Here is a 20,606-nt window from a genome sequence, read left to right as displayed (position 1 = left end):
GGTTTCCGAACGGTTAACCGGCTTGTTGTCGATGCCATGGTTAGCTGAACGCGCTCAGGCCAATCTGCATCGCTATCGTGCAGATCGCGGCTGCCGAAATCGGCACACCAAACGGCGCCACGCCCTTTCTGTCCATATGCTGGATGTAGACGCGAAACATTCCGGCCGGCAACAAAAACGGGTTCTTGACCGCCACTGCCGTGATCACAGCGAATATCAGCAGCAAAACCGAGAACACCGCCAAATTGCTGCCGCCGATGACAAACGGCATCGCGGCCATCAGCTTGACGTCGCCGGCGCCAACTTTGCGCATAGCCCAGAACGGAAAGAGCGCGATGAACAGGATTAGGCCGGCAATGGCGCTCAGGCCCATATCCCACCACGATCCCGACTGAAGACACAAAAGTTGCAGCGAACCGAGACCCAGGCAAAGCAGTAGCAGAACGTCACGATTGGCGATTTTCTGGGTGGAGAAGTCGATCCAGCCGACCTTGGCCAGCAGTGGAATAGCCAGCGCCCTGAGCAGCAGCGAAGTAGCCAGCAGAAGGCTCATGAGCGTTCTATGTTGCGTATGCTAGACGACAAGAGCTTGAGATTGTTGGCCACCGTCGGGTCGTTCGGCGCGAGTTCATAGGCTTTCAAGAAATTTGTTCGCGCGTCCTGCAACTTGCCGCGCAGCAGATAGGAATAGCCGACATTGTTGTAGTATTCCGGCGTCGCGCCGAGCAGTCTGAAGGCCCGGCCATAGGCCATGTCGGAAAGATCGAAGCGCCGGATGCGGTCGCAAGAGGCAGCGAGACCCAGCCAGGCCACCCCATCATTGGGTGCCAGCCGCGTGGCCTTGTAGAACAGGGCGCCGGCGTTGCCGTAGTTTTCGGAGCGGAACTGGGTCTTGGCCTCGGTGATCGCCTGGTCAGAGGCGTAGTAGTCGACATCGCTGATGGTCTTCAGCCCGTCGAAGGTATCGCCAAAAGCGGTGTAGTCGCCCTTGGCGGGCTCGTTGGTGCGGACGACGCCGCCGGTGGAGTCGTTCGTCTGGCATCCGGCCAGGAAGATCAGCAGCAGGCTGGTCGCGACTGCGAGGCGCTTTGTCATTATGTGTCCCACGAGTCCCCCGACTCTACTTTAGAATCTAATCATATGACCGACTAGAAGAAAACGCCTTTCATGCGAATGATCACCGGCAACATGACAACCATCATGACGACGGGAAAAATGCATAACCCCAACGGGATCATCATTTTTACCGGAAGCGCGTTGGCGCGCTCCTCAGCTCGAAGGATCCGCTGAGTGCGCATTTCATCGCTGTAGACCCGCAACGCCTCGGTGAGGCTGGTGCCGAGTTCTTCCGACTGTCGGAACAGGACCGCGAGTGCCTTCGCTTCTTCCAAACCGATCCGATCTGCCAAATCGCGCAGCGCTTCGCGCAACGGTTTTCCAGCGCGCAGTTGCAAATTCATGATTGAAAGCTGAATGCCGAGCCATTTGTGGGTGCCTGCGAGTTCGTTGCCGACTCGCTCCACGGCAGCCTCCAAACTCATACCTGCATCGGCACAGGTGATCATCATATCCATGAAATCCGGAAAACCGCGACGATAGAGCTGCTTCTGACTATTTTCAAACCGATCGAGCGCGATGCTTGGGATTACGATACAGCCAAGTCCAATCAGGGCCGCCCCTGCGAACGCCAATATGCTCGGCAATTGAGGCGGCAGAACGTGCGAAAGAAGGGCATACATAACCACGAATCCGACACACACGGCCACGAAGCGCGATAACGTGTAAATGATCGGCGCGCTGGGTTGATGGAATCCAGCCCGAAACAACTTGGCCTCAAGCGCGTTAGGTTCGCCGCGTTCCTTCTCCAATGCCTTGAAATAGGCCTCCACTGGCCGCTGTGCCGAAATCCTATTTAGTTCCTGCCTTGCACCGAGTGATCGCCGGCTACTAATGCCCCCGGATAACAGGCTTTGGGCAACCAGGCGCCTGGTTTGGAGAACCGGCATCAAAGTCAAAGCTATAACGACAAAAAAAGCTACCGCTGCCAAAAAAACTGAAATTGACAGCAGAACAGCCAAATCTCCGAAACTGGTCAGCAAGTCCATTTCCTTCAAAAATCGAAATTGACCATCCGGTACATGATGAAATCCCCCAGCAATGCCCAGAAGCCAAAGATCGCAAAAGCTGGAAAAATCAGTGGGCTTCCCCAGACATCGCCGTAGTAGCTCGGCGCGATACCCATCAGAACGCCGAGCATGAAAAGCGGAAACAGGGAAATGATCCACGCAGACATGCGTCCCTCGGCTGAAAGCGCCTTTATCTTCAGCCGGAGCGTGCGCCGTGCTCGTAATACCGAGGCAAGATTCGACAAGATTTCTGTCAGATTGCCACCGGTCTTGGCTTGGATTGAGAGAGACACAGATAGGAGATGTAGCCCCTCGAAACCGACTCGTTCGGATAGCTTTCGTACCGCCTGCTCGAGACTCAATCCAAAAGTGATTTCGTCGGAGACTATGCCAAACTCGGTCCCCAGCGGGTCGGCCATTTCTCGCGCAACCAGGCCGATTGCTACCGTGGTCGGATGTCCGGCGCGAAGCGAACGCACTATCATATCGAGCGCGTCGGGTAACTGCGCGGCGAATTTCAGAATTCGTTTGTCTCTGGCTCTTTTTAGGACGAGGAGCGGCAGCACCGCTCCGATGAAAACAAAGACAATAACAGCAGCGAGTGTCGAGAAGCCGAAGATCAACGGCAATAAGAGGGCCAGAACAAGCCCGGCAAGCAAAAACGCCGCGGCGAACGCCAACGGGTTTCCCGTGACGCCGGACTGGGTGTAGAGCCGATTGAGCGCGACTGCTCCAAAAATGAAATCACCCGATGCGGTAAGGCCACGTTCCTGAAGCAAGCTCTGCAGACTTTGCTCCGCCGGGGTGTCGTCTCCCAGGCGTTGCAGACGCCTGTTGATCACTCCTGCTCGCGCTCGCCGACCAGCAAACGACAGATAAAAGGATTCCGCAGCAAGAATCACCGAAGCAGCGGCCAAAACGTACATAAAATAGAGCAGGGTTTGGCCGGTCAGCATCAGAGCGGAACCTGGGGATTGAACGCGTCTTTTCCGAAATGGTGGCCCAGTGTTGCCACTTCTTGGGCAAATCGCGGGCGGACACCGGTAGCGCGGAATTCGCCGATGATGATGCCATCCGCACCGACATCCCGGCGAACAAAATGATAGATCTCCTGAAGCTGGATGACGTTTCCTTCCATGCCAGTCAGTTCTGAAATGGAGATCACCCGCCTACCCCCGTCCGAAAGACGCTGCGTCTGTATGATGATATCGATAGCCGAGGCAATTTGTGCACGAATAGAATCATTCGTCATCGGCATACCAGCCATGCCGACCATCTGTTCCATGCGCGATATTGCGTCGCGAGGCGTGTTCGCGTGGATGGTTGTCATCGAGCCTTCGTGGCCGGTGTTCATCGCCTGAAGCATGTCGAAGGCTTCTTCGCCGCGGACCTCGCCGACGATGATGCGATCCGGCCGCATGCGCAGCGCATTTTTGACCAGTTCCCGCTGGCGGACTTCGCCCTTGCCCTCGACGTTGGGCGGCCGTGTTTCCAGCCGGCCGACATGCGGCTGCTGCAGTTGCAATTCCGCTGCATCCTCAATCGTAACCAAGCGCTCCCTGCTGGGTATGTAGCTCGACAATGCATTAAGCAGCGTGGTCTTGCCGCTGCCGGTACCGCCAGAAACAAGGATCGACTTGCGTGACTGAACGGCTATCCGCAGCAAATCAACCATTGGCGGACGGATTGAGTTGAAAGCCACTAGCCGCTCAAGCGAATAGGGTTTTTTTGAGAATTTGCGGATGGAGACCAACGGACCATCCACTGAGATCGGCCGAACTGCGATGTTCACGCGCGATCCATCTTCGAGGCGGGCGTCGACCATAGGCGCGGATTCGTCCACCCGACGACCAATGGCCGAAACGATCTTATTGACGATCCTCAGCAGATGCGCCTCGTCGCGGAAGCGAATCGAAGTTTCCTCAAGCACGCCCCGCCGCTCGATGAAGACGTGCTTATGCGTATTGATCAAGATGTCGGCGATAGAATCGTCCTTGAGCAAAGGTTCGATTGGCCCCAATCCGAGCATTTCGTCAGCGGTGTCACTGGTGAGTCGATCGAGCTCGCGCGCATTCAGTGGCACATTCCGGCCACGCACGAATTCACGAACGATCGGCCGGATCTCATTTAGGATTTCGTCCTTCGGCGCAGTTTCAAGCGCCGCGAGATTGAAACGGTCTATGAGATGGCGATGTAAATCCACCTTGATTGTGAGAAAATCGTCCCTGTCCGACTCCCCCTCAGTCGAAGGGACTGGTGCCGCTCCGGTTACTGCAACAGCCGTATGCCCCGGCTGCGGCGGCTTCTGTTCGTTCGATCCTTTGATGAAGCGACCCAACATGTCGCCGAACCCTTGCTGATTTCCCCAGCTTTGAAACTAAGCGTTAACCACGAGGGGCACAAGCGGCTTGGAGGACACACTGGCCGTATTACTTGTGACATAGTTAAAAATAGAGATTTGAGAAACCGTTTTATTTTCCCCCGCCCAATGCCAATCGACCAAAGTCCTAGGACCTTTGTCGCAACATAGATCGACAACACCACTAACCCATTTTATATAAACATATATGTCATATGTCTAATGTGACGCTTCGGAGACACGGGTATGGCCGAATTGTGAATGAATGGTTAAGATCGCTTGAAAATCGAAACGAATCAAGCCGTTGTCAAAAGTGAGAAAGCCTCAAACCGAGTATTGAAGGGTTAAAGGACTGTTAATCCGTTTGACTCGGCTTTTTTGCGGGACCTAGGATTGAACGTGACGGGGGATGCTTGGGTATGGGGTTCATCCTTAGGCTCTGTCTCGTCGGGTTCAAACCTCCAAAGGGAGAAATTGGCATGAAAAAGCTCATGACGATGGCCCGGCAGTTCCGCGACGACGAAAACGGCGCTGCCATGGTCGAGTACACCATCCTGCTTGGCATCATTACCATTGCCGTGATCGCGTCGATCATCACAGTCGGTGCCTGGGTCGGCGCTCGCTGGGTGACGCTCGCTGCGGCGTTGCCGTAATATCCCCACCGAATGACCAGCGCCGAGACCTTCGGCGTCGATCAAGGGAGAAAATGGGCATGAAAAAGCTCATCACTATGGCCCGGCAATTCCGCGAAGACGAAAACGGCGCTGCCATGGTCGAGTACACCATCTTGCTTGGCATCATAACCATTGCTGTGATCGCGTCGATCATAACCGTGGGCGCGTGGGTTGGAGTCCAATGGACTTCGCTCGCTGCGGCGTTGCCGTAAAATAATATTGGCGCCGAGGGTAACCCTCGGCGCCGATGGGCTTGGATAGCGCAGGGATCTGCGTAAACATCGGGCGGGGCAATTCCATGCGTGCAAACACAGTCATCATGATCGTTCTCGCCTGCGTATTTGGCGTGTTGGCGGTTGTGCTTGCCAATATGTGGCTGGCCAATCAGCGAAGCGCCATGGCGAAGCCCGGGGACCTGCCGCGCGACACCATCGTCGTGGCCGCAGTGCCGCTGAAATTCGGTGACTCGCTGAGCGACGACAAATTGCGTGAGATCCCATGGCCCGCGGGCGCGGTTCCGGCTGGCGCCTTCAAGACGATCAAGGATCTCCTCGCCGGTGACGGCACAAAGCAGGCGCTTCAGGCGATGGGCGTCAACGAACCAGTCTTGGCAACCAAGATCACCGGGCCTGGTCAACGCGCCACACTTTCTGCCGTGCTGGCGGAAGGCATGAAGGCCGTTTCGATCCGTGTGAACGACGTACTTGGTGTTGCCGGTTTCGTCTTCCCGGGCGACCGCGTCGACGTCCTTTTGACGCGCTCCGTGCGTAGCGACAGTGGCCCCGACAAGAGCTTCGTCGACGTGCTGCTGCAGAGTGTCAAGGTGCTTGCCGTTGATCAGGTGGCCGACGAAAGCAAGGACAGCCCGACTGTCGTGAAGGCAGTGACAGTCGAAGTCAGCACTAAGGACGCACAGAAGCTGACCCTTGCAGCCGGCGCCGGCCAGCTATCATTGGCGCTTCGCCAAGCCGCGGCCAGCAAAGGCGAAACGACCGAGCGCGTCACGCTTTCGGATTTGACCGGCGAGACGCCCGAAGACGCTGCCAAGAGGCAAGCGGAACTTGAGAGGCAAAAGGCCGCGGAGGCTGCGGCCGCGGAAGAGCGCAAGCGAGCCGATGACAAGCTCAATGGACTGGCCCAGGCAGTTGAACGGGTCGGAAGCCAGATCGATCAGTTGAGCAAGGTGAAGCCAACTCCCGCTGTGGCGCCCGCGCCACAAGTACAGGAAGTTGTAAAGGAAGTGGTCAAATATGTGCAGCCGGAACCGCCGGCCCGCGCTACGATCGGCGTCTTCCGCGGCGTGAAGCTCGAAACGTACGACGTGCCGCGCCAGCGCTAAAAGCCAGCGGCAAACGAGGGGCTGCCAAGCGGCAGCAAGTGGGGAGACGAGGATGGACGGGTTCTGCGTGAGGATGGCGGCGGCGCTATTCTCAATATCGTTGTCGATGGTCTCTGGGCATTCGGCGAGAGCAGCTGACCGCTTCATCGACGTGTCGAGCCCGTCGCTCCATCGCATCTTCATCCCGGTCTCGCAATCCGCGACGATCCAGGTCAACGCCACACTAGGCGACATCGTCGTTGGCGACGAGAAGATCGCCGATGCGCAGCCGATGACCGACAAAACGCTCTACATCATCGGCAAGAGCCTCGGCACCACGACGGTCAATCTCTTTTCAGAGGACAAGCGCTCGCTGGGTGCGATCCAGATCGAGGTCGGCCAGGACGTCAGCGACATGGCGGCCGCGATCCGCCAGGTGGCGCCGAAGGCGCGCATCGAGATCGGTTCGATCAACGGCAAGGTTCGGCTGAGCGGCCATGTCAAGGACGCCGCGACCTTGGCGCAAATCGTCGAAGTCACACAGCAGTATGGACCCGACTCGATCATCAACGCCGTCACCATCGATGACAGCGAGCAGGTCAATCTTTCGGTGCGCATCCTTGAGGCCAAGCGCAACGCCGGGCGGGATCTTGGCGTTTCTTTCAGGAGCACAAATAGAAGTGGCACGAGCCGCACTGGAACGGGAATTGGCGCTATATCGAAGGACGACGACGGCAATTCGGTGGTGCTTGGCGATGGAGAGCTACTTAGTGGCCTGCTGTCAACCGCCAGTCCCTTCGGAGCGCTGATTACCCGCATCATCGATAGCAACGTCAAGGTCGATTTGATCATTGAAGCGTTAGAGTCGAAGGGAGTCGTGCGACTACTGGCCGAACCGAACCTCACGACGGTTTCCGGCGAGACCGCAAGCTTTAACGCCGGTGGCGAGGTGCCTATCCGCAGCGTCAACAGCCAGGGCGAAATCGAAATCGTATTCAAGCAATTCGGCGTCAATCTGAACTTCACGCCGGTCGTGCTCGACGACGGCAAGATCCACATCAAACTGGCGCCGGAAGTGAGCGATCTGACCGGGTTCACCCCCGCGGGCGACCCGATCTTCACCAACCGCAAGCTGGCAACCGTGGTCGACCTGCGCGACGGCCAGAGCTTCGCGGTGGGTGGGCTGCTCTCAAGCAAGAACACGAGGCTGCAGGATCAGGTGCCGTGGCTTGGCCAGGTGCCGATCATCGGCGCGCTGTTTCACAATTCGAGCACGCAGAAGGAAGAGACCGAGCTCGTCGTCATCGTCACGCCGCATCTCGTGCGGCCGGTGAAGCCTGGCGAACAACTGGCGACGCCTTTCGACAAAACGAAACCCGCCAACGACCCGGAACTTATGCTGCTCGGTCAGCTCGAGGTTAGCAAGGACATGATCCGCAAGTACGAGCACGGCGACGGCGTCACCGGCCCTTATGGCCACATGCTGGATGTGAAATCGAAGGACAAGCTGGTCTATGTCAAGAAATAAGCTCCTGCTCGTCCTTCTCGGCTCCAGCCTGCTTGCGGGCTGTGCGGCCGACTATCTGAACAACTACGATACGATGACGCTGGCGTCGGGCGACTCGCAGAAAGCCAACCAGCTGCTGCAGACGATCGACCCCTACAATCCGGCTTCGAACAACACTAAGATCGAAGGCGACGGAGCGCGGTCAGTCGCCGTGGTGCAGAAATACAAGCTTCCGCCAAGTGGTTCCGCGCCGGCAACCAACATGACGGTCAATGTCGGCCCGTCGAGCGAGACCAGCGCAGCGAAGTAGAAGGATGCGGTTCGTCAGGCGAGCGAGGACGCCTGGCACGAATGGAACAGAGAGTAAGATCATGTTGAGGACCATTCGTGAATTCTGGAACGATCAGCGCGGCATAGCGATGATCCTCGTTTCCATCATGTTACCGGTGCTTATCGGCTTTTCGCTCCTGGCGATCGATATGAGCCGGGTCAACAATATGCACAACGACCTGCAGAAGGCTGCCGACGCGTTTGCCCTGGCCGGCGCGGCTGAGCTGGACGGGTCAACCGGCTCTTGGGGGCGGGCCGAGCGCGCGATGGCGACATTGGTCAGCAATGAGAGCCACTTCTCGACGGTGGGGACGAATGGCTGGTTCATTCTGACCTCTGGTCAACCTGGCGGGACACTGAACTGTAACGCCGCCGGAAACATTTCCTGGTGTTTCCTGAAAACAATTCCCGCGGCTGACAGCACCCCGATAACACCCGCCAATCGGGCCAATGCCGATCGCACCATCGGGGAAGCGGAAACGCGCTTCATCCAGGTAACTGTCAACCCAACGGGCTTTGCAGCAATCTTTCCGGCATCATTCCTTACAGGCAACGCCGCCGATAATGGTTTCAATGTTGGTGCGGTCTCCGTTGCGGGCTTCGTCTCCGGTGTCTGTGATTTCACGCCAGTCTTCATCTGCAACCCCTATGAAATGGACGCGAACGGAACGAACAGCGCTGGTGGTTACACGCTGCAGCAGGCTGTTTCCGATCCGGTCGTTCACCGTCGGCTGATCGAGCTGAGAAAGGTCGGAAACGGCGCCGCTGCCGGTCCGGGTAACTTCGGCTTCCTTGAGCCCCCCCCCGGCGTGGGTAACGGCGCCCAGGCGCTTGCCGAGACGATCGCGACGTCAAAGCCGATCGGCTGTTATGAATCCGGCCACGTCTCGACCAAGACCGGGCAGAACGCCGGGCCGGTGCAGGATGCTTTCAATGTCCGCTTCGGGATCAGGGCAACCGGCGGCGGCTTCAATAGTGCCGTGTATGGGCCGGCCTCGAATGTCCGCAAGGGAGCAGTAGCCAGCAGCGGCAACGGCAACCAGTGCTCTCAATATAACCAGTTGACGTTCAATGGTCCCGGCAACATGGGGCTGCCTAGGGACGCCGCCACACCGTACATGAACGGACGAATGGGCGATGGAAACTGGAATCTTTCGAGCTACTGGAGCACCAATTTCAGCTCCGCCTCCCATCCTGCCGCGTGGGATACAACCAAGCCGACTCGCTACGAGGTCTACAAATACGAACAGTCCGCCGGGCTGGTCGGAACACGGTCCGCGGGCGGCGAGGTGGGAACGCCATCCAATGCATGCCAGCCGCCGGTCACTTCCGTCGATCGCCGCTTGCTGTACGGGGCAATCCTGAACTGCAACGCGCTCGAGGCAGCGGGCAACGACCTGTCGGGACACAGCACCAATCTGCCCGTGGAAGCCTTCGGCAGCTTCTTCCTCACAGAGCCAGTCGCGTCCGCTTCAGACGATGCTTCGATCATGGTCGAGTTGGTCGACGTCACCGGGGGTAGCGGCCAAGGAACGCTCAACAGTTTCCTGCGCGACGAAGCGCAACTGTACCGGTGACGGCTATGCTGAGGAAATTGATTTGTCACCTGAACAGATTTCGACGTGACCATCGAGGTGCAGTGTTGGTCGAAATGACCCTCATTACCCCTTTGATGCTGACCTTGTCCGCGGGCGTGTTCGAATTTGGCAATCTGATCCACGACAAGCTGCTGATGGAGGCCGGCTTGACCGACGCCGCCCGCTTCGGGGCGCGTTGCAACAGTCAACTTTATACCCAGTATCCAGGTTTCACCGCCATCGATTGCGCCGCTGTGGCCGCCAACATAGCCGTGTTCGGCAACGCGGCGGGATCGGGGAATGCGCGCATCAGCGGCTGGCAGAAATCGGGAGGGGCATCGAATAATGTGACGGTGACTATTGCAGCCGCGGCATCCTGCCATGACGCTGTGCAAGCCGGTGTCACCCAGTACCGCTCCACCACAGCACAAGTCTGCATCGTTCGAGCGGCGGGCAACTACCCATATAGCGGCATCGGTATGCTGTCGATTATCGGCATCGGCCCAGTCACCTTGAGCGGTGCCCATGAGGAGCGGTTGATCCGATTCTGATCATGATCAGGCGTTTCGCAACATCGGAGGACGGCGCGGCAATGGTCGAGATGACCATCGTGTCAACGCTGCTGTTTACTCTTGTCCTCGGCTTCGTGGACTTTGGTTACGCTCTTTACCAATGGAACGCGGCCACCAAGGCCGTTCAGATCGGTGCCCGCTTGGCCTCCATATCCGATCCGATTGCCCCGGAAATCGCAACGGCCGGACCAACGGCAACACCGGGAGCGCCGGTGATTGCCGGATCCTTTGCCTACGTCTGCAATGGTGCCACCTCGACCTGCACATGCACAGGAGCGTATTGCGTCAATGGCGTTTGGACACCAGCAAATTTCAATAGGATTTATGCTGGTGACGATGGAATATGTGGGGCTGTGGCCGGCAGCCGTCCTGGCATGTGTGACTTCTTTCCATTGCTGCAACCAGCCAATGTGGTCGTTAGTTACACCGCAACCGGCCTCGGCTACCAGACGCGGGCGACCGGGGCCGTGCCAACCATTACCGTCAGCCTCCAGAACGTGACCTTCCAGTTCTTCTTCCTGCAGGGACTGATGGGGTTCGGCAACATCACCATGCCTTCCATGCTGAGTACTGTAACGGGTGAAGATTTAAAGAGTACATCACCATGAACGCCATCGACACCAGAGTTCTGCCCACGAAGCGCAAGCAGGTCGCCCTGTTTTCTTCTGATCCGAATTTCAGGCAGGATGTCACGACCCGTCTCGACGCGCTGGCGATCTATGACGTCAAGGTCTCGGATGCGGCGGAGTTCCTGAAGGGGCCGCCGGTCGACAGCCGCCCCGGCATCATCATCCTCGATCTGGCCAATGGCGAGCTGCTCGGCAATCCGGCAATCGTCGAGGCGCGTGCGGCCTGGGCGTCGGTGCCGCTGATCGCGATCTCCGACGAGCTCACCTCCGAGCAGACGCGCGTTCTGGTGCGAATGAACGCGTCCGACTGGCTGCACAAGCCGCTCGACGCCAAGGAGCTGCTCAACGCCGTCACCTTCCACGACACCGGCAGCCAGGGCACCAAGAGCCGCATCGTCACCTTCATTGCCGCCAGCGGCGGCGCCGGCGCCACCACGCTGGCGATCTCGGCGGCCGAGTATCTGGCCTCGAAATCGGCCGAGCGAGCGGCCTCGACCTGCCTCGTCGATCTCGATTTCCAGAGCGCCAATTGCGGCGCCTATCTCAACCAGTTCAACCAGTTCGACCTCTCCGGCATCATCGGCCAGCCGGACCGGCTCGACGTCGAGCTGATGGACGTCATCAAATTGTCGCGGCCCTCCGGCCTGACCCTCTATTCCTTCGAGCGGCCGCAACTGCCGTTCGAGCCGCGCGGTTCCGACTTCGTCTTCCGGCTGCTCGACCTCGTCGCCTACCGCTTCGACGACATCGTCATTGACCTGCCCAACATCGAGACGCCGTGGCACGATTCGGTGCTGCGCACGAGCGACGAAATCTTCATCGTCTTCGAGCTCAACGTCGCTTCGCTGAGGCAAGGCAAGCGGCTCTACAAGAAGATCCGCGAATTGCGCGGCAACAAGGTCAGCATCACGCTGGTGGCCAACAAGCACAAGCGCAAATGGTTCGGCAACCACTTCTCGCGCAGCGAGCTGGAGAAGATCTTCAAGGCGCCGCACATCAAGTCGCTGGCGCTGGACAACGCGCTTCTGGCCGACGCGCTGAACCGCGCCATCTTGCCTTCCGAGGTCGACGGACGCGCGCGCTTCAACAAGGACTTGAAACGCATGTTCAAGGAGCGGCTGGACAATGCCCAGCGCTAGCCTTCGCATTGCCGGGCGTCTTGCCGCGGCCGGCCTGATCGGCATCGCGCTGGCGTCGGCCTGCGACGTAGCGATGGCCGGATCAGGACTGCCGCCGCTGCCGGCCATGGGCCCCAGCCTGCGCAAGGCGGTCGCCTTCGAGACCCGTGAGCAGCCCGGCACGATCGTCATCCGCAAAAACGAGAAGGCGCTCTATCTGGTGACCGCAGCGGGGCATGCGCTGCGCTACCAGATCAGCGTCGGCCGCGACGGCTTCGGCTGGACCGGAACTGTCAAAATCGCTTCCAAGACCGAATGGCCGGAATGGCGCCCGCCCAGGGAAATGCGCGCGCGCCGGCCGGAACTGCCGGCGATGGTGCCGGCCGGTCCCTACAATCCGCTCGGCGCCAGGGCGCTTTATCTGTCGCGCGACGGGCGCGACACGCTCTATCGCATCCATGGCACCAACGATCCCAAGGGCGTCGGTTTCGACGGCACGTCCGGATGCTTCCGGCTGACGAACACCGATGTGATCGATCTTTTCAAACGCGTCGCGGTGGGCGCAAAGGTGGTGGTTGAATGACGATGATCAGCGAGCCGGACGTTCCGGCAATCGAACTCGGTCACAGGGAAGCCGCTCCGGGAAAGCCCAGCCGGGCCAGGCTGATCGGCGTCGTGGCGGTGGGTGCGCTGCTCGTCACCGTCGTCAACGTGACGGCCGCGGTCTATCTCTATCGCGGCGTCAACGACCTCAAGACGATGGAGGCGCGGCTGGAACAGCTCGGTCAGTTCGAGCAGCGGATCGGCGCCCGCATCGACACCGTCAATAACGGTTTCCAGAGCCGGTTCGAGACGCTGGACCATCAGTTGCAGGCGAATTTCGGCCGGATCAACGGCAATATCGCCAAGCTTGAGCAAGGCCAGCCCGTCGCCGCCAGCGAGCCGGCGCCCGGCGCGGCCGAGCCGGGCCTGCTCGACAACACCACGGTGGCGGATGCGTCCGCGGCCGACGGAGACGCTGGCGCCGGAGACGGACAGCCCGCGTTCAAGCGCAAGGTCGCGCCTCCGGGGCCCAACCCATCCTACCAGCGCATCCAGCAGCCCGACGGCAAGGTCTATTACAAGAAGATCAACTGAGCAGGCGGTTTCGCCGCCGACTGAGCCAGCCGGTTACAGATCGCGCTGCAGTGAAAGGACGCGGATCACGCGGGTTTCGGCGCGCAGCCTTGCCTCGCGCAAGAAAGCTACGTGGCAATAGGCGCAGGCCGCGAGACCGAGGCACAGCACCAGGCAGTTCTGCAAACTTAGGTCGACCATCACCGAAAACTGAAGGCCATGAGGCGTAACGAGGGCGGCGATAGTGCTCGCCGTTTCCGCGTTGCTGCTCAGCGCCATCATGAACCCGGCGAAAATCATTGCAGCATGATTGGCGATGAAGAAACCGCCGGACCATTTTGAGCGGCTTGCCATCCAGCAGGCGCCTGCCGCAAAGACGACAATGGCCGCATCGAGCGCCATCGATCCGCCGAGATAGACATGCGCCTGCTGCCAGAACATGGTCGAGAACGGGCGCAGTTCGAGCCAGGCGTGCCACACTGCGGGGCTGGCGGGATAAAAGCCGAGCAGCAGCGCCGCCATCCGCTCCGCCGCCAGCAGAAGCAGCATCAGGGCAGGAAAAGCAAAAAGCAGTATCGGCTTGCGCATCATGTCATCCCCTCGACATCCGTTGAGCGATTCTAGGCCGCATTGGTTGCGCGACGCTTAACGCAACGCCTTGCTTTTCAAGGAATGTCGCTCATGTCTAATGTGTGATCCGGGTCAATGGTCGGGGTGTGCCGTGTCGGCAGGAGCTAACGGGCTCGAGCAGCATCATCGACAGCCGGCACGACCCGGCGGAGGTTCGCGCGTCAGCCAGGCGAACCCGCCCGGCCGCCCGCTGCTGGCGTCCGCGCTCGGCGGCCTCGGGCTGCTCGCAGGCATGGTGCTGATCGCCGAGGGCGGGCGCTGGCTGCCGCCCACTTCGATCGCACCGGCTCAGGACCCCGGCGACCTGAAGCCGGCCTTCCATGGTCCGATCCATGACGCGCGGCCAGGCCGGCCGGCGCGCAAGATCGCCGAGGACCTCATTGCGCCGCCGCCGCTCGACCCATCCGGGATCGAGCGCATCGAACCGCGTCCTCCGCTTGGCGAGCTCGGACTTGCGCCGCGGCCGCAGACGCCGATGCCGCAGGATTGGCGCGAGACGCTGCTTTTCCGTCCCGTCGCGACCTCCTCGGCGGTCGTCGAAGCCATGGGACGCACCGTCGCCATCAGCGGGACGGTCGACATAGGCCCCGACAGGACCTGCATATTCGACGACACCGCCTGGCCTTGTGGCCAGCGGGCGCGGGCCGCCTTCAACGCCTGGCTGCGCGGGCGGGCGCTGAAATGCCTCCTGCCGCCGGAGGTCGACCGTTTTGCCATCGCCGCGCCCTGCGCGCTCGGCACGCAGGATGTCGGCGCCTGGCTGGTTTCGAACGGCTGGGCGATGGCCGCTCGCAGCGGCATTTACGGCAAGGCGGAGGTGGTGGCGAGGACCGCCCGGATGGGCATTTTCGGCCCACCGCAATAGTGCTGTCGCGGGAAAGCCGGCGGCCGGTTTCCTCGCGCACTTGCGTGAAAGCAGAATGGTCAGGGCGGTTCAGCACTTCTAAAACCTGGACTGGCCGCCGACCTGGCAGGTCGTCAGCCACCGGCCGCGGCCGCCGTTGTGCCGGATCCGGCGCTTGCCATGGAGAACATGCCGACTTGCATCAAATTGTACGTTTCCCTGACACCGAAATCGTAACGGACCTCCTGTATGCCATGCGTCGAACAGGAGATTGGCCCTTGACTGCGAAAACACCGACCGCGCCGGTTCAAACGTGGAAGCACCTCATCTTGCTGGCCGCGCTTGGCACCGCCGCCTGCGTCGCGCTTTCGCTCGGGTTGAACTACCTGCTGCTTTTCAGCGACAGCCTCACGCCATTCGGCCGCGGGGCAATTACGGCAATCATCGTGCCGATCGTCATCGGTCTGCCGTTGTTTGCCCTGCTCGGCTGGCAACAGGTGGAGATCCGCCGCTACCGGCAGGAACTCACCAGATCCGGCACCTACGACCAGCTGACCGGCTGCCTGAACGGCAAGGTGTTCACCTCGATGGTCGACCGGAGGGCGCAGAGACCGGCCGGTCCGCGCTCCGGCGCCTTTCTGGTCATCCATCCGGAACATCTGGCATCGATCAACCTGCGCTTCGGTCTCGAATGGGGCGACGAGGCCTTGCGGCTGATCGCATCGGCTATCCGGTCCGCGGTGCGCAAGGACGATCTGATCGGCCGGATCGGAACCTCGATGTTCGGCGTCTTCCTGCCGGGCGCGAGCGAAGAGGACGCCAAGGACGTCGGCGAGCGCATTCGCGGCACGGTCGGCGAGATCTACTTCGCGCCAAAAGGCGACAAGGACGTGCTTGCGATCAAAGTCGGCGGCGTCATTTTCGAGCGGGAGCTGGATTTCGAGGACATGTTCCGCTTCGCGGAGGAAGGCATGGCCGAGATCCCGGACGAAGCCGGCCTGCGGCTGTCGCATGTCACCAACTGAGCCGGCGCGATCGCCCGGCACGCCCACCAGATGTTTCGGAAAGCCGGTGCTGCGAGAGGATTGAACTTCCGCTAATTCAATAAAAACAATACTTTACACTATGTTTTCTAGCATTGTGACGACCGACAAGGTGAACCTGCTGGACAATTGTCTTGCGGGCAAACCCCAGCAAATCACCCCTCGACCTTGCTTGGATTTCCGCTAGCATGGCCGCGAATTAGCTGTTCCTGAAGAAATCGAATTTCGCTGAAGGGGGCGAAAATTCATGGAGATGCAGCAGGTCCGCTATTTCTTGGCCCTGTCCAACACGTTGAACTTCACCAGAGCGGCCGAGGAATGCAACGTCACTCAGCCGGCGCTTACGCGCGCGATCAAGACGCTTGAAGAAGAACTAGGTGGCGAGCTCCTCCGGCGAGAGCGTCAGCACTCGCACCTGACGGAACTTGGACGGCGGATGCTGCCCTTGCTGCAACAATGCTATGACGCGGCCACTTCCGCCAAGTCATTGGCCAAGGCTGTGCAAAGCAGTGACGTTGCGCCGCTCAATGTGACCATTTCGAACAGCATCAACATTGCGCTGCTGGTTTCGCCGTTCACCGAGCTCTTTCGGGCCTATCCCGGTGTCCATCTCAAAATCCACCGTGGCTCGCCGGCGGCGGTGATCGAGGCGCTAAAGGGCGGTGAAGTAGAGTTGGCGATTGCCGGCCCCCTTGGACAGGCTTGGGACCGCCTGGACGTGTGGCCTCTGTTCCAGGAAGGGATCGAACTCGCGGTAAATTCAGATCACCCGCTCGCCCGGCGAAATGAGGCTGATGTCGCGCTGGCTCAGCTCGCCGCCGAACCTGTGCTCAGCCGGATCGATTGGGAGACGAGCGAGGAACTAGCGCGTTGTCTTTCCGCCAAAGGGTATACACCCCGGACCGCGCATGAAGTCGAGACCGACCAAGATCTCCTTGCGCTGCTTGAGGCCAATGCCGGAGTTGGCTTTGTCTCGCTTACGGCACCGCGATCCTCGAACATCCGCCGGCTCAAGCTTCGCGATCTGGACGTCTCGCGGACCGTTTCGGTTTATGCGGTCGCCGGCAGGCAGCGCGCACCTGTCGCGACGACGCTGCTCAATCTCTTGAGAGCGGCCGACTGGTCATCCTTCGGCGTCAGCGAGCCCGCCTGAGCGCCGCGATCAGGTCGTCGATGTCCATGCGACGGCGGTAGTCCGGATCGACGAAGCGATCGGTGATGATCCCGTCGGTTCCGACGACGAATGTGGCCGGGATCGGCAGGAACCAGCTGGAGTTGCCCTGGTAGCTTGGGAGGTCATAGGCAACGCCCATCAACCGCTCCATTTCGGTTCCGATCCATATTGCCAGGTTAAGAGACAGGGCGTAGCCATTGTCCATATCGGTCAGGAAGGGGAAGCTTGCGCCAACCGCGGCCTTCATGGCCCTGGCGAATTTGCCTCGCTCGGGCATGATCGCCACGATTTGCCCGGCCAATGCCGCGATCTCCTGCTGCGCTTCGACGATGCCGATCGCGTTCAAACGGCAGTAAGGGCACCAATGCCCGCGCTGGAAGGTGATCACAGCGGGCCCTTGGAGCAGGATGTCGGCCAGGCCAACCAGCCTGCCTTCGTCGTCAGGCAGCAGGAATGGCGGCATGACATCGCCGGGCTTTGGCGCCGCCGCTCCGGCACCCTGTTTCTCCAGGCGTTCCACCAGCCGATCTACAGCGTCCGCGAACTCCGAGTTTAGCCGGCGGACCGCCGCGGCAACCACCGCCAGCCGTTCATTGAGAGGCGCATCAAGCTCGATGGCTGCCTGCACGGACTGCTCGAATGTCATTGCCTGGTCGTCGGCGGCCATGTCTGCACTTTCATACCTCGCACACAGCCTATCACCGTAACCCCTCGGCAGTTGCCATGTTTTTCCTGCATGGATTTGATGCCCCACCTGCATCGACACATGCCAGATCTGTGTCTTCTTCGCTGACCCGAGGCGACGCGTTACATCATGTTCCTGATATCCGCCGTGAAGGTCGGGAAAGCGCATACCATCTCAGACAGCTCTCGTGCCGTGATGCCGTGCCTCATCGCGAGCGCAAATATGTGGATCAGCTCTTCGCCGGCATGGCCGACCAGGTGAGCCCCAAGGATCCTGTCTGTCATTTCCTCGACGATGATCTTCGACCACGCTACCGGCTCGGCGTAAGTCCTGGCCGAAAGCCAGCCTTGCATGTCGTTTGAGTGGACGTTGATGATGAAGCCGCGTTCCCTCGCCTTGGCCTCGGTCAAACCGACGGTTGCCATGGCCGGAATGCTGTAGAGCGACGCAGGTATGTGACTGTAGTCGGGCCGATGTTTCGGGCCGTCGACGATATTGCGGCCGACGATGCCGCCCTCGTAGGTCGCTATCGGCGAAAGCTGCGGAGAATTCCAGACCGCGTCGCCGCAGACATAGACGTCCGGGTTGGAACGGGACCTCAGATGATCGTCGATCTCGATGCGGCCTTCGCGATGCACGATGACGCCGGCGCCGAGATCGAGGCCTTCGACATTGGCAACGCGCCCGGCGCAATTGACGGCCCGATCTGCGTCCACCCGGTATTCGGCGCCATCCTTCGCGAAGCTCACCCGCAGTCGCCCGTCGACCTCCTCGATCTTCTTGACCCAGGCCTTGGTATGGATGCTGATACCCAGGCGCTCGCCCTCGCCAAGGAGCTGAGCAACGGCATCCACGTCGAAGCTTCCCAGAAGCTGCGGCAGCGCCTCTAGGATCGTGACTTCGACGCCGGCGCGCGCATAGACGTGACCCAGCTCGAAAGCGATAACGCCACCGCCAATGAACACCACGGCGCGAGGCAGCGTCGGATCGCTCAGCACATCGTCCGATGTCGTCAGGAATTCCGAGCCCGGAATCGGCATTGGGCGCGGCTTCGAGCCGGTGGCGATGACGATGTTCCTGGCCTCGAATTCTCGACCGCCGACGCGGATGGCGTTGCTGGCGACAAATGCGGCCTCGCCGTAGATGACGTCGACGCCTCGCTTGGCCATCAAACCGGACAATCGGGACGGGATATCCCTGATGATGTCCTTTTCCCGCTCGATCAAGCCTCGCCAATCTAGCCGCGGCGGTTCGATCCTTATTGCATGATCGCCGGCCCTCGCGATCTCGTCGAGCGCGTGGGCTGCCGCGACCAGCACCTTCTTCGGAGTGCAGCCGCGATTGGGACAGGTGCCGCCAAGATCGCGAGCCTCTACCATGGCGACGGAAAGTCCGGCGGCGCGCGTTGCCACCGTCACGCCCATTCCGGCATTGCCGCCGCCCAGGATCACGACATCATACTTTTCCATCGCACCGCCTCCGCCGCTCTAATGAAGCTTGATGCGCGGTCTGGCGCGCCTGACGATCATCTCGCCGATCGAAGCCAGCGTTGTCTGCGCCAGGCCGTGCACCGCCTTGAGATGCATCTTGTGCAGCGTGCGGTAGACGAGCCTTGCAATGAGACCTTCGATCTTCAGTCCCCCGATCAGGCTGCCGAACGCACCGTAGTCGGCGAGTGAGACGAGGGAACCATAGTCGCGGTAGCGATACGCCGGCGGGGCCCGCCCCGCGAGACGTGCCGCGATCACCTTGGCCATGTGGGCTGCCTGCTGATGGGCTGTCTGGGCGCGCGGCGGCAAGGCGCTTTCTTCGCCCGGGAGAACGCAGTTCGCGCAGTCGCCAATCGCGAACACATTCTCGTCTGCGACCGTGCGCAAGGTTTCATCGACGATCAGGCGGTTGATGCGATCGGTTTCGAGACCTTCGAGACCCTTCAGGAAATCCGGCGCCTTGATTCCGGCCGCCCAGACGACCAGTTCGGCAGGCACAAAGAGCTTGTCGCCGAGCCGTATACCGTCTTCGGTCACTTCGGTGACCTTGATCCCGCAGCGTATCTGCACGCCCAACTTGAGCAGCAAGCGTGCCGTGGCGCGTGCCATCTGCTCAGGCAGCGCAGGCAGGATCCTCGGTCCGGCTTCGACGATGGTGATGCGGATCAGCCTTTCGAAATCGATGTTGTCGAGATTATGCGACGCAATCTCGCGCATCGACTTGTGAAGTTCCGCTGCCAGCTCGACGCCGGTGGCGCCGGCGCCGACAATGACGCAATGGAGCTGACCAGGTGAAAGCTGCTCATACTGCGCATTGGCGCGCAGGCAGGCGTCGATCATGCGCTTGTTGAAGCGGGCCGCCTGTTCCGCGGTATCGAGCGAAATCGCATGGCGCGCGGCGCCCGGCGTGCCGAAGTCATTGGTCACGCTGCCAACGGCCATGACCAGCGTGTCGTAGCCCAGAACGCGCGGCGGGATGACCTGGCGACCGTCATCGTCGAAGCTGGGCGCAACGAAAACCTGGCGTTTGGCACGATCGATGCCGACGACCTCGCCAATGCGGTATCGGTAGCCGTGGCGGCTGGCATGGGCGATGTATTCGACCGCGTCGCGCGATGCACTCAAGGCGCCGGATGCCACCTCATGCAACAGCGGCTTCCAGATATGGGTGCGGTTTCGGTCGACAAGCGTGACGGAAAGCCGCCGGCTGCCGAACTTGCGGCCGAGGCGCGTCGCCAGTTCCAGGCCGCCCGCGCCGCCGCCTACAATGATCACGCGGTGCAATGACTTGTCCGCGTGCGAGCGAGTCTCCGGGATCGTGCGGAACAGCGCAGCATTGTTGGCGAGCACAGCTTCCGGGATCAACCGCATGCCGGGGGTGACAATCTGCATCGGTGGTCTCCGTATCTTGCTC

General features: G+C 60.4%; 23 protein-coding genes. 14 read left to right on the top strand and 9 right to left on the bottom strand.

What is annotated here, in order from left to right; all coding sequences use genetic code 11:
- Positions 1 to 40 precede the first annotated feature (40 nt).
- From LB525_RS26770 to LB525_RS26750, 5 genes are read right to left on the bottom strand one after another with little or no spacing between them, the layout of a single operon-like run.
- The gene (locus LB525_RS26770; protein ID WP_224549225.1) at positions 41 to 553 is read right to left on the bottom strand and encodes a prepilin peptidase; all 513 of its coding nucleotides are present in this window, start codon (positions 551 to 553) and stop codon (positions 41 to 43) included.
- Positions 550 to 1,095 (bottom strand): tetratricopeptide repeat protein, encoded by a 546-nt coding sequence (locus LB525_RS26765; RefSeq protein ID WP_224549223.1) that lies wholly within the window; start codon positions 1,093 to 1,095, stop codon positions 550 to 552. The genes LB525_RS26770 and LB525_RS26765 overlap by 4 nt, the downstream gene beginning before the upstream one ends.
- Positions 1,096 to 1,148: 53 nt before the next feature.
- Positions 1,149 to 2,099: a type II secretion system F family protein gene (locus LB525_RS26760; protein WP_411971054.1), complete on the bottom strand. Its 951-nt coding sequence runs from the start codon at positions 2,097 to 2,099 to the stop codon at positions 1,149 to 1,151.
- Between the two features lie 11 nt (positions 2,100 to 2,110).
- A complete protein-coding gene (locus LB525_RS26755; protein ID WP_224549210.1) occupies positions 2,111 to 3,082 on the bottom strand; it encodes a type II secretion system F family protein in 972 nt (323 codons plus the stop codon).
- On the bottom strand, positions 3,082 to 4,467 hold the full coding sequence (locus LB525_RS26750; RefSeq protein ID WP_224549207.1) for a CpaF family protein: 1,386 nt from the start codon (positions 4,465 to 4,467) through the stop codon (positions 3,082 to 3,084). Before LB525_RS26750 ends, LB525_RS26755 begins: the two co-directional genes overlap by 1 nt.
- A gap of 497 nt (positions 4,468 to 4,964) precedes the next feature.
- Here LB525_RS26750 and LB525_RS26745 point away from each other — a divergent pair, with 497 nt between their 5' ends.
- From LB525_RS26745 to LB525_RS26695, 11 genes are all read left to right on the top strand, one after another.
- A complete protein-coding gene (locus LB525_RS26745; protein WP_224549206.1) occupies positions 4,965 to 5,138 on the top strand; it encodes a Flp family type IVb pilin in 174 nt (57 codons plus the stop codon).
- Between the two features lie 59 nt (positions 5,139 to 5,197).
- Complete coding sequence (locus LB525_RS26740) at positions 5,198 to 5,371, top strand: Flp family type IVb pilin (RefSeq protein ID WP_224549204.1); 174 nt, start codon at positions 5,198 to 5,200, stop codon at positions 5,369 to 5,371.
- Between the two features lie 86 nt (positions 5,372 to 5,457).
- Positions 5,458 to 6,498, top strand: a complete 1,041-nt coding sequence (gene cpaB, locus LB525_RS26735; protein WP_224549202.1) for a Flp pilus assembly protein CpaB — start codon at positions 5,458 to 5,460, stop codon at positions 6,496 to 6,498.
- 52 nt (positions 6,499 to 6,550) lie between these two features.
- A complete protein-coding gene (locus LB525_RS26730) occupies positions 6,551 to 8,005 on the top strand; it encodes a type II and III secretion system protein family protein (protein WP_224549200.1) in 1,455 nt (484 codons plus the stop codon).
- Positions 7,992 to 8,294 (top strand): hypothetical protein, encoded by a 303-nt coding sequence (locus LB525_RS26725; RefSeq protein WP_224549198.1) that lies wholly within the window; start codon positions 7,992 to 7,994, stop codon positions 8,292 to 8,294. The genes LB525_RS26730 and LB525_RS26725 overlap by 14 nt, the downstream gene beginning before the upstream one ends.
- 61 nt (positions 8,295 to 8,355) lie before the next feature.
- Complete coding sequence (locus tag LB525_RS26720) at positions 8,356 to 9,891, top strand: TadE/TadG family type IV pilus assembly protein (protein WP_224549196.1); 1,536 nt, start codon at positions 8,356 to 8,358, stop codon at positions 9,889 to 9,891.
- A 62-nt stretch (positions 9,892 to 9,953) separates the two neighbouring features.
- Positions 9,954 to 10,442, top strand: coding sequence for a TadE/TadG family type IV pilus assembly protein (locus LB525_RS26715; protein WP_318012424.1), 489 nt, complete (start codon positions 9,954 to 9,956; stop codon positions 10,440 to 10,442).
- Positions 10,443 to 10,444: 2 nt separating this feature from the next.
- Positions 10,445 to 11,071, top strand: coding sequence for a TadE/TadG family type IV pilus assembly protein (locus LB525_RS26710; RefSeq protein WP_224549192.1), 627 nt, complete (start codon positions 10,445 to 10,447; stop codon positions 11,069 to 11,071).
- Positions 11,068 to 12,231, top strand: coding sequence for a CpaE family protein (locus tag LB525_RS26705; RefSeq protein WP_224549191.1), 1,164 nt, complete (start codon positions 11,068 to 11,070; stop codon positions 12,229 to 12,231). Before LB525_RS26710 ends, LB525_RS26705 begins: the two co-directional genes overlap by 4 nt.
- On the top strand, positions 12,218 to 12,793 hold the full coding sequence (locus LB525_RS26700; protein ID WP_224549189.1) for a L,D-transpeptidase: 576 nt from the start codon (positions 12,218 to 12,220) through the stop codon (positions 12,791 to 12,793). The genes LB525_RS26705 and LB525_RS26700 overlap by 14 nt, the downstream gene beginning before the upstream one ends.
- Entirely contained in the window at positions 12,790 to 13,347 is a 558-nt protein-coding gene (locus LB525_RS26695; RefSeq protein WP_224549187.1) for a hypothetical protein, read from the top strand. Before LB525_RS26700 ends, LB525_RS26695 begins: the two co-directional genes overlap by 4 nt.
- 33 nt (positions 13,348 to 13,380) lie before the next feature.
- On the opposite strand, the gene LB525_RS26690 is transcribed toward LB525_RS26695, so the two are convergent.
- Positions 13,381 to 13,917 (bottom strand): hypothetical protein, encoded by a 537-nt coding sequence (locus LB525_RS26690; RefSeq protein WP_224549185.1) that lies wholly within the window; start codon positions 13,915 to 13,917, stop codon positions 13,381 to 13,383.
- Positions 13,918 to 14,047: 130 nt separating this feature from the next.
- Between LB525_RS26690 and LB525_RS26685 the strand changes: the two genes are divergently transcribed.
- The 3 genes from LB525_RS26685 to LB525_RS26675 all read left to right on the top strand — a co-directional run bounded on the left by LB525_RS26685 (position 14,048) and on the right by LB525_RS26675 (position 16,996).
- Complete coding sequence (locus LB525_RS26685) at positions 14,048 to 14,821, top strand: thermonuclease family protein (protein ID WP_224549183.1); 774 nt, start codon at positions 14,048 to 14,050, stop codon at positions 14,819 to 14,821.
- 257 nt (positions 14,822 to 15,078) lie between these two features.
- Positions 15,079 to 15,825, top strand: coding sequence for a GGDEF domain-containing protein (locus tag LB525_RS26680; protein WP_224549181.1), 747 nt, complete (start codon positions 15,079 to 15,081; stop codon positions 15,823 to 15,825).
- A 265-nt stretch (positions 15,826 to 16,090) separates the two neighbouring features.
- A complete protein-coding gene (locus LB525_RS26675; protein WP_224549172.1) occupies positions 16,091 to 16,996 on the top strand; it encodes a LysR family transcriptional regulator in 906 nt (301 codons plus the stop codon).
- Here LB525_RS26675 and LB525_RS26670 read toward each other — a convergent pair.
- The 3 genes from LB525_RS26670 to LB525_RS26660 all read right to left on the bottom strand — a co-directional run bounded on the left by LB525_RS26670 (position 16,980) and on the right by LB525_RS26660 (position 20,584).
- Positions 16,980 to 17,684 (bottom strand): peroxiredoxin-like family protein, encoded by a 705-nt coding sequence (locus LB525_RS26670; protein ID WP_140700483.1) that lies wholly within the window; start codon positions 17,682 to 17,684, stop codon positions 16,980 to 16,982. The genes LB525_RS26675 and LB525_RS26670 overlap by 17 nt on opposite strands.
- Positions 17,685 to 17,824: 140 nt before the next feature.
- Positions 17,825 to 19,171, bottom strand: coding sequence for a dihydrolipoyl dehydrogenase family protein (locus LB525_RS26665; protein WP_224549170.1), 1,347 nt, complete (start codon positions 19,169 to 19,171; stop codon positions 17,825 to 17,827).
- An 18-nt stretch (positions 19,172 to 19,189) separates the two neighbouring features.
- Complete coding sequence (locus LB525_RS26660) at positions 19,190 to 20,584, bottom strand: NAD(P)/FAD-dependent oxidoreductase (protein WP_224549168.1); 1,395 nt, start codon at positions 20,582 to 20,584, stop codon at positions 19,190 to 19,192.
- Positions 20,585 to 20,606: the final 22 nt, after the last annotated feature.

Origin of the sequence: Mesorhizobium sp. CA16, from assembly GCF_020165175.1 — a bacterium.
GTDB lineage: Bacteria > Pseudomonadota > Alphaproteobacteria > Rhizobiales > Rhizobiaceae > Mesorhizobium.
Note: the sequence above shows the minus strand (reverse complement) of the source record. Positions and strands in the feature narration are given on the sequence as shown.

Excerpts from the sequence above, each read along its gene's own strand:
- LB525_RS26720 (WP_224549196.1), top strand. The coding sequence starts at position 8,356 with ATGTTGAGGACCATTCGTGAATTCTGGAACGATCAGCGCGGCATAGCG.
- LB525_RS26765 (WP_224549223.1), bottom strand. The coding sequence starts at position 1,095 with ATGACAAAGCGCCTCGCAGTCGCGACCAGCCTGCTGCTGATCTTCCTG.
- LB525_RS26695 (WP_224549187.1), top strand. The coding sequence starts at position 12,790 with ATGACGATGATCAGCGAGCCGGACGTTCCGGCAATCGAACTCGGTCAC.
- cpaB (WP_224549202.1), top strand. The coding sequence starts at position 5,458 with ATGCGTGCAAACACAGTCATCATGATCGTTCTCGCCTGCGTATTTGGC.
- LB525_RS26750 (WP_224549207.1), bottom strand. The coding sequence starts at position 4,467 with ATGTTGGGTCGCTTCATCAAAGGATCGAACGAACAGAAGCCGCCGCAG.
- LB525_RS26670 (WP_140700483.1), bottom strand. The coding sequence starts at position 17,684 with ATGGCCGCCGACGACCAGGCAATGACATTCGAGCAGTCCGTGCAGGCA.
- LB525_RS26740 (WP_224549204.1), top strand. The coding sequence starts at position 5,198 with ATGAAAAAGCTCATCACTATGGCCCGGCAATTCCGCGAAGACGAAAAC.
- LB525_RS26710 (WP_224549192.1), top strand. The coding sequence starts at position 10,445 with ATGATCAGGCGTTTCGCAACATCGGAGGACGGCGCGGCAATGGTCGAG.
- LB525_RS26705 (WP_224549191.1), top strand. The coding sequence starts at position 11,068 with ATGAACGCCATCGACACCAGAGTTCTGCCCACGAAGCGCAAGCAGGTC.
- LB525_RS26745 (WP_224549206.1), top strand. The coding sequence starts at position 4,965 with ATGAAAAAGCTCATGACGATGGCCCGGCAGTTCCGCGACGACGAAAAC.
- LB525_RS26730 (WP_224549200.1), top strand. The coding sequence starts at position 6,551 with ATGGACGGGTTCTGCGTGAGGATGGCGGCGGCGCTATTCTCAATATCG.
- LB525_RS26660 (WP_224549168.1), bottom strand. The coding sequence starts at position 20,584 with ATGCAGATTGTCACCCCCGGCATGCGGTTGATCCCGGAAGCTGTGCTC.
- LB525_RS26725 (WP_224549198.1), top strand. The coding sequence starts at position 7,992 with ATGTCAAGAAATAAGCTCCTGCTCGTCCTTCTCGGCTCCAGCCTGCTT.
- LB525_RS26770 (WP_224549225.1), bottom strand. The coding sequence starts at position 553 with ATGAGCCTTCTGCTGGCTACTTCGCTGCTGCTCAGGGCGCTGGCTATT.
- LB525_RS26755 (WP_224549210.1), bottom strand. The coding sequence starts at position 3,082 with ATGCTGACCGGCCAAACCCTGCTCTATTTTATGTACGTTTTGGCCGCT.
- LB525_RS26700 (WP_224549189.1), top strand. The coding sequence starts at position 12,218 with ATGCCCAGCGCTAGCCTTCGCATTGCCGGGCGTCTTGCCGCGGCCGGC.
- LB525_RS26675 (WP_224549172.1), top strand. The coding sequence starts at position 16,091 with ATGGAGATGCAGCAGGTCCGCTATTTCTTGGCCCTGTCCAACACGTTG.
- LB525_RS26690 (WP_224549185.1), bottom strand. The coding sequence starts at position 13,917 with ATGATGCGCAAGCCGATACTGCTTTTTGCTTTTCCTGCCCTGATGCTG.
- LB525_RS26665 (WP_224549170.1), bottom strand. The coding sequence starts at position 19,171 with ATGGAAAAGTATGATGTCGTGATCCTGGGCGGCGGCAATGCCGGAATG.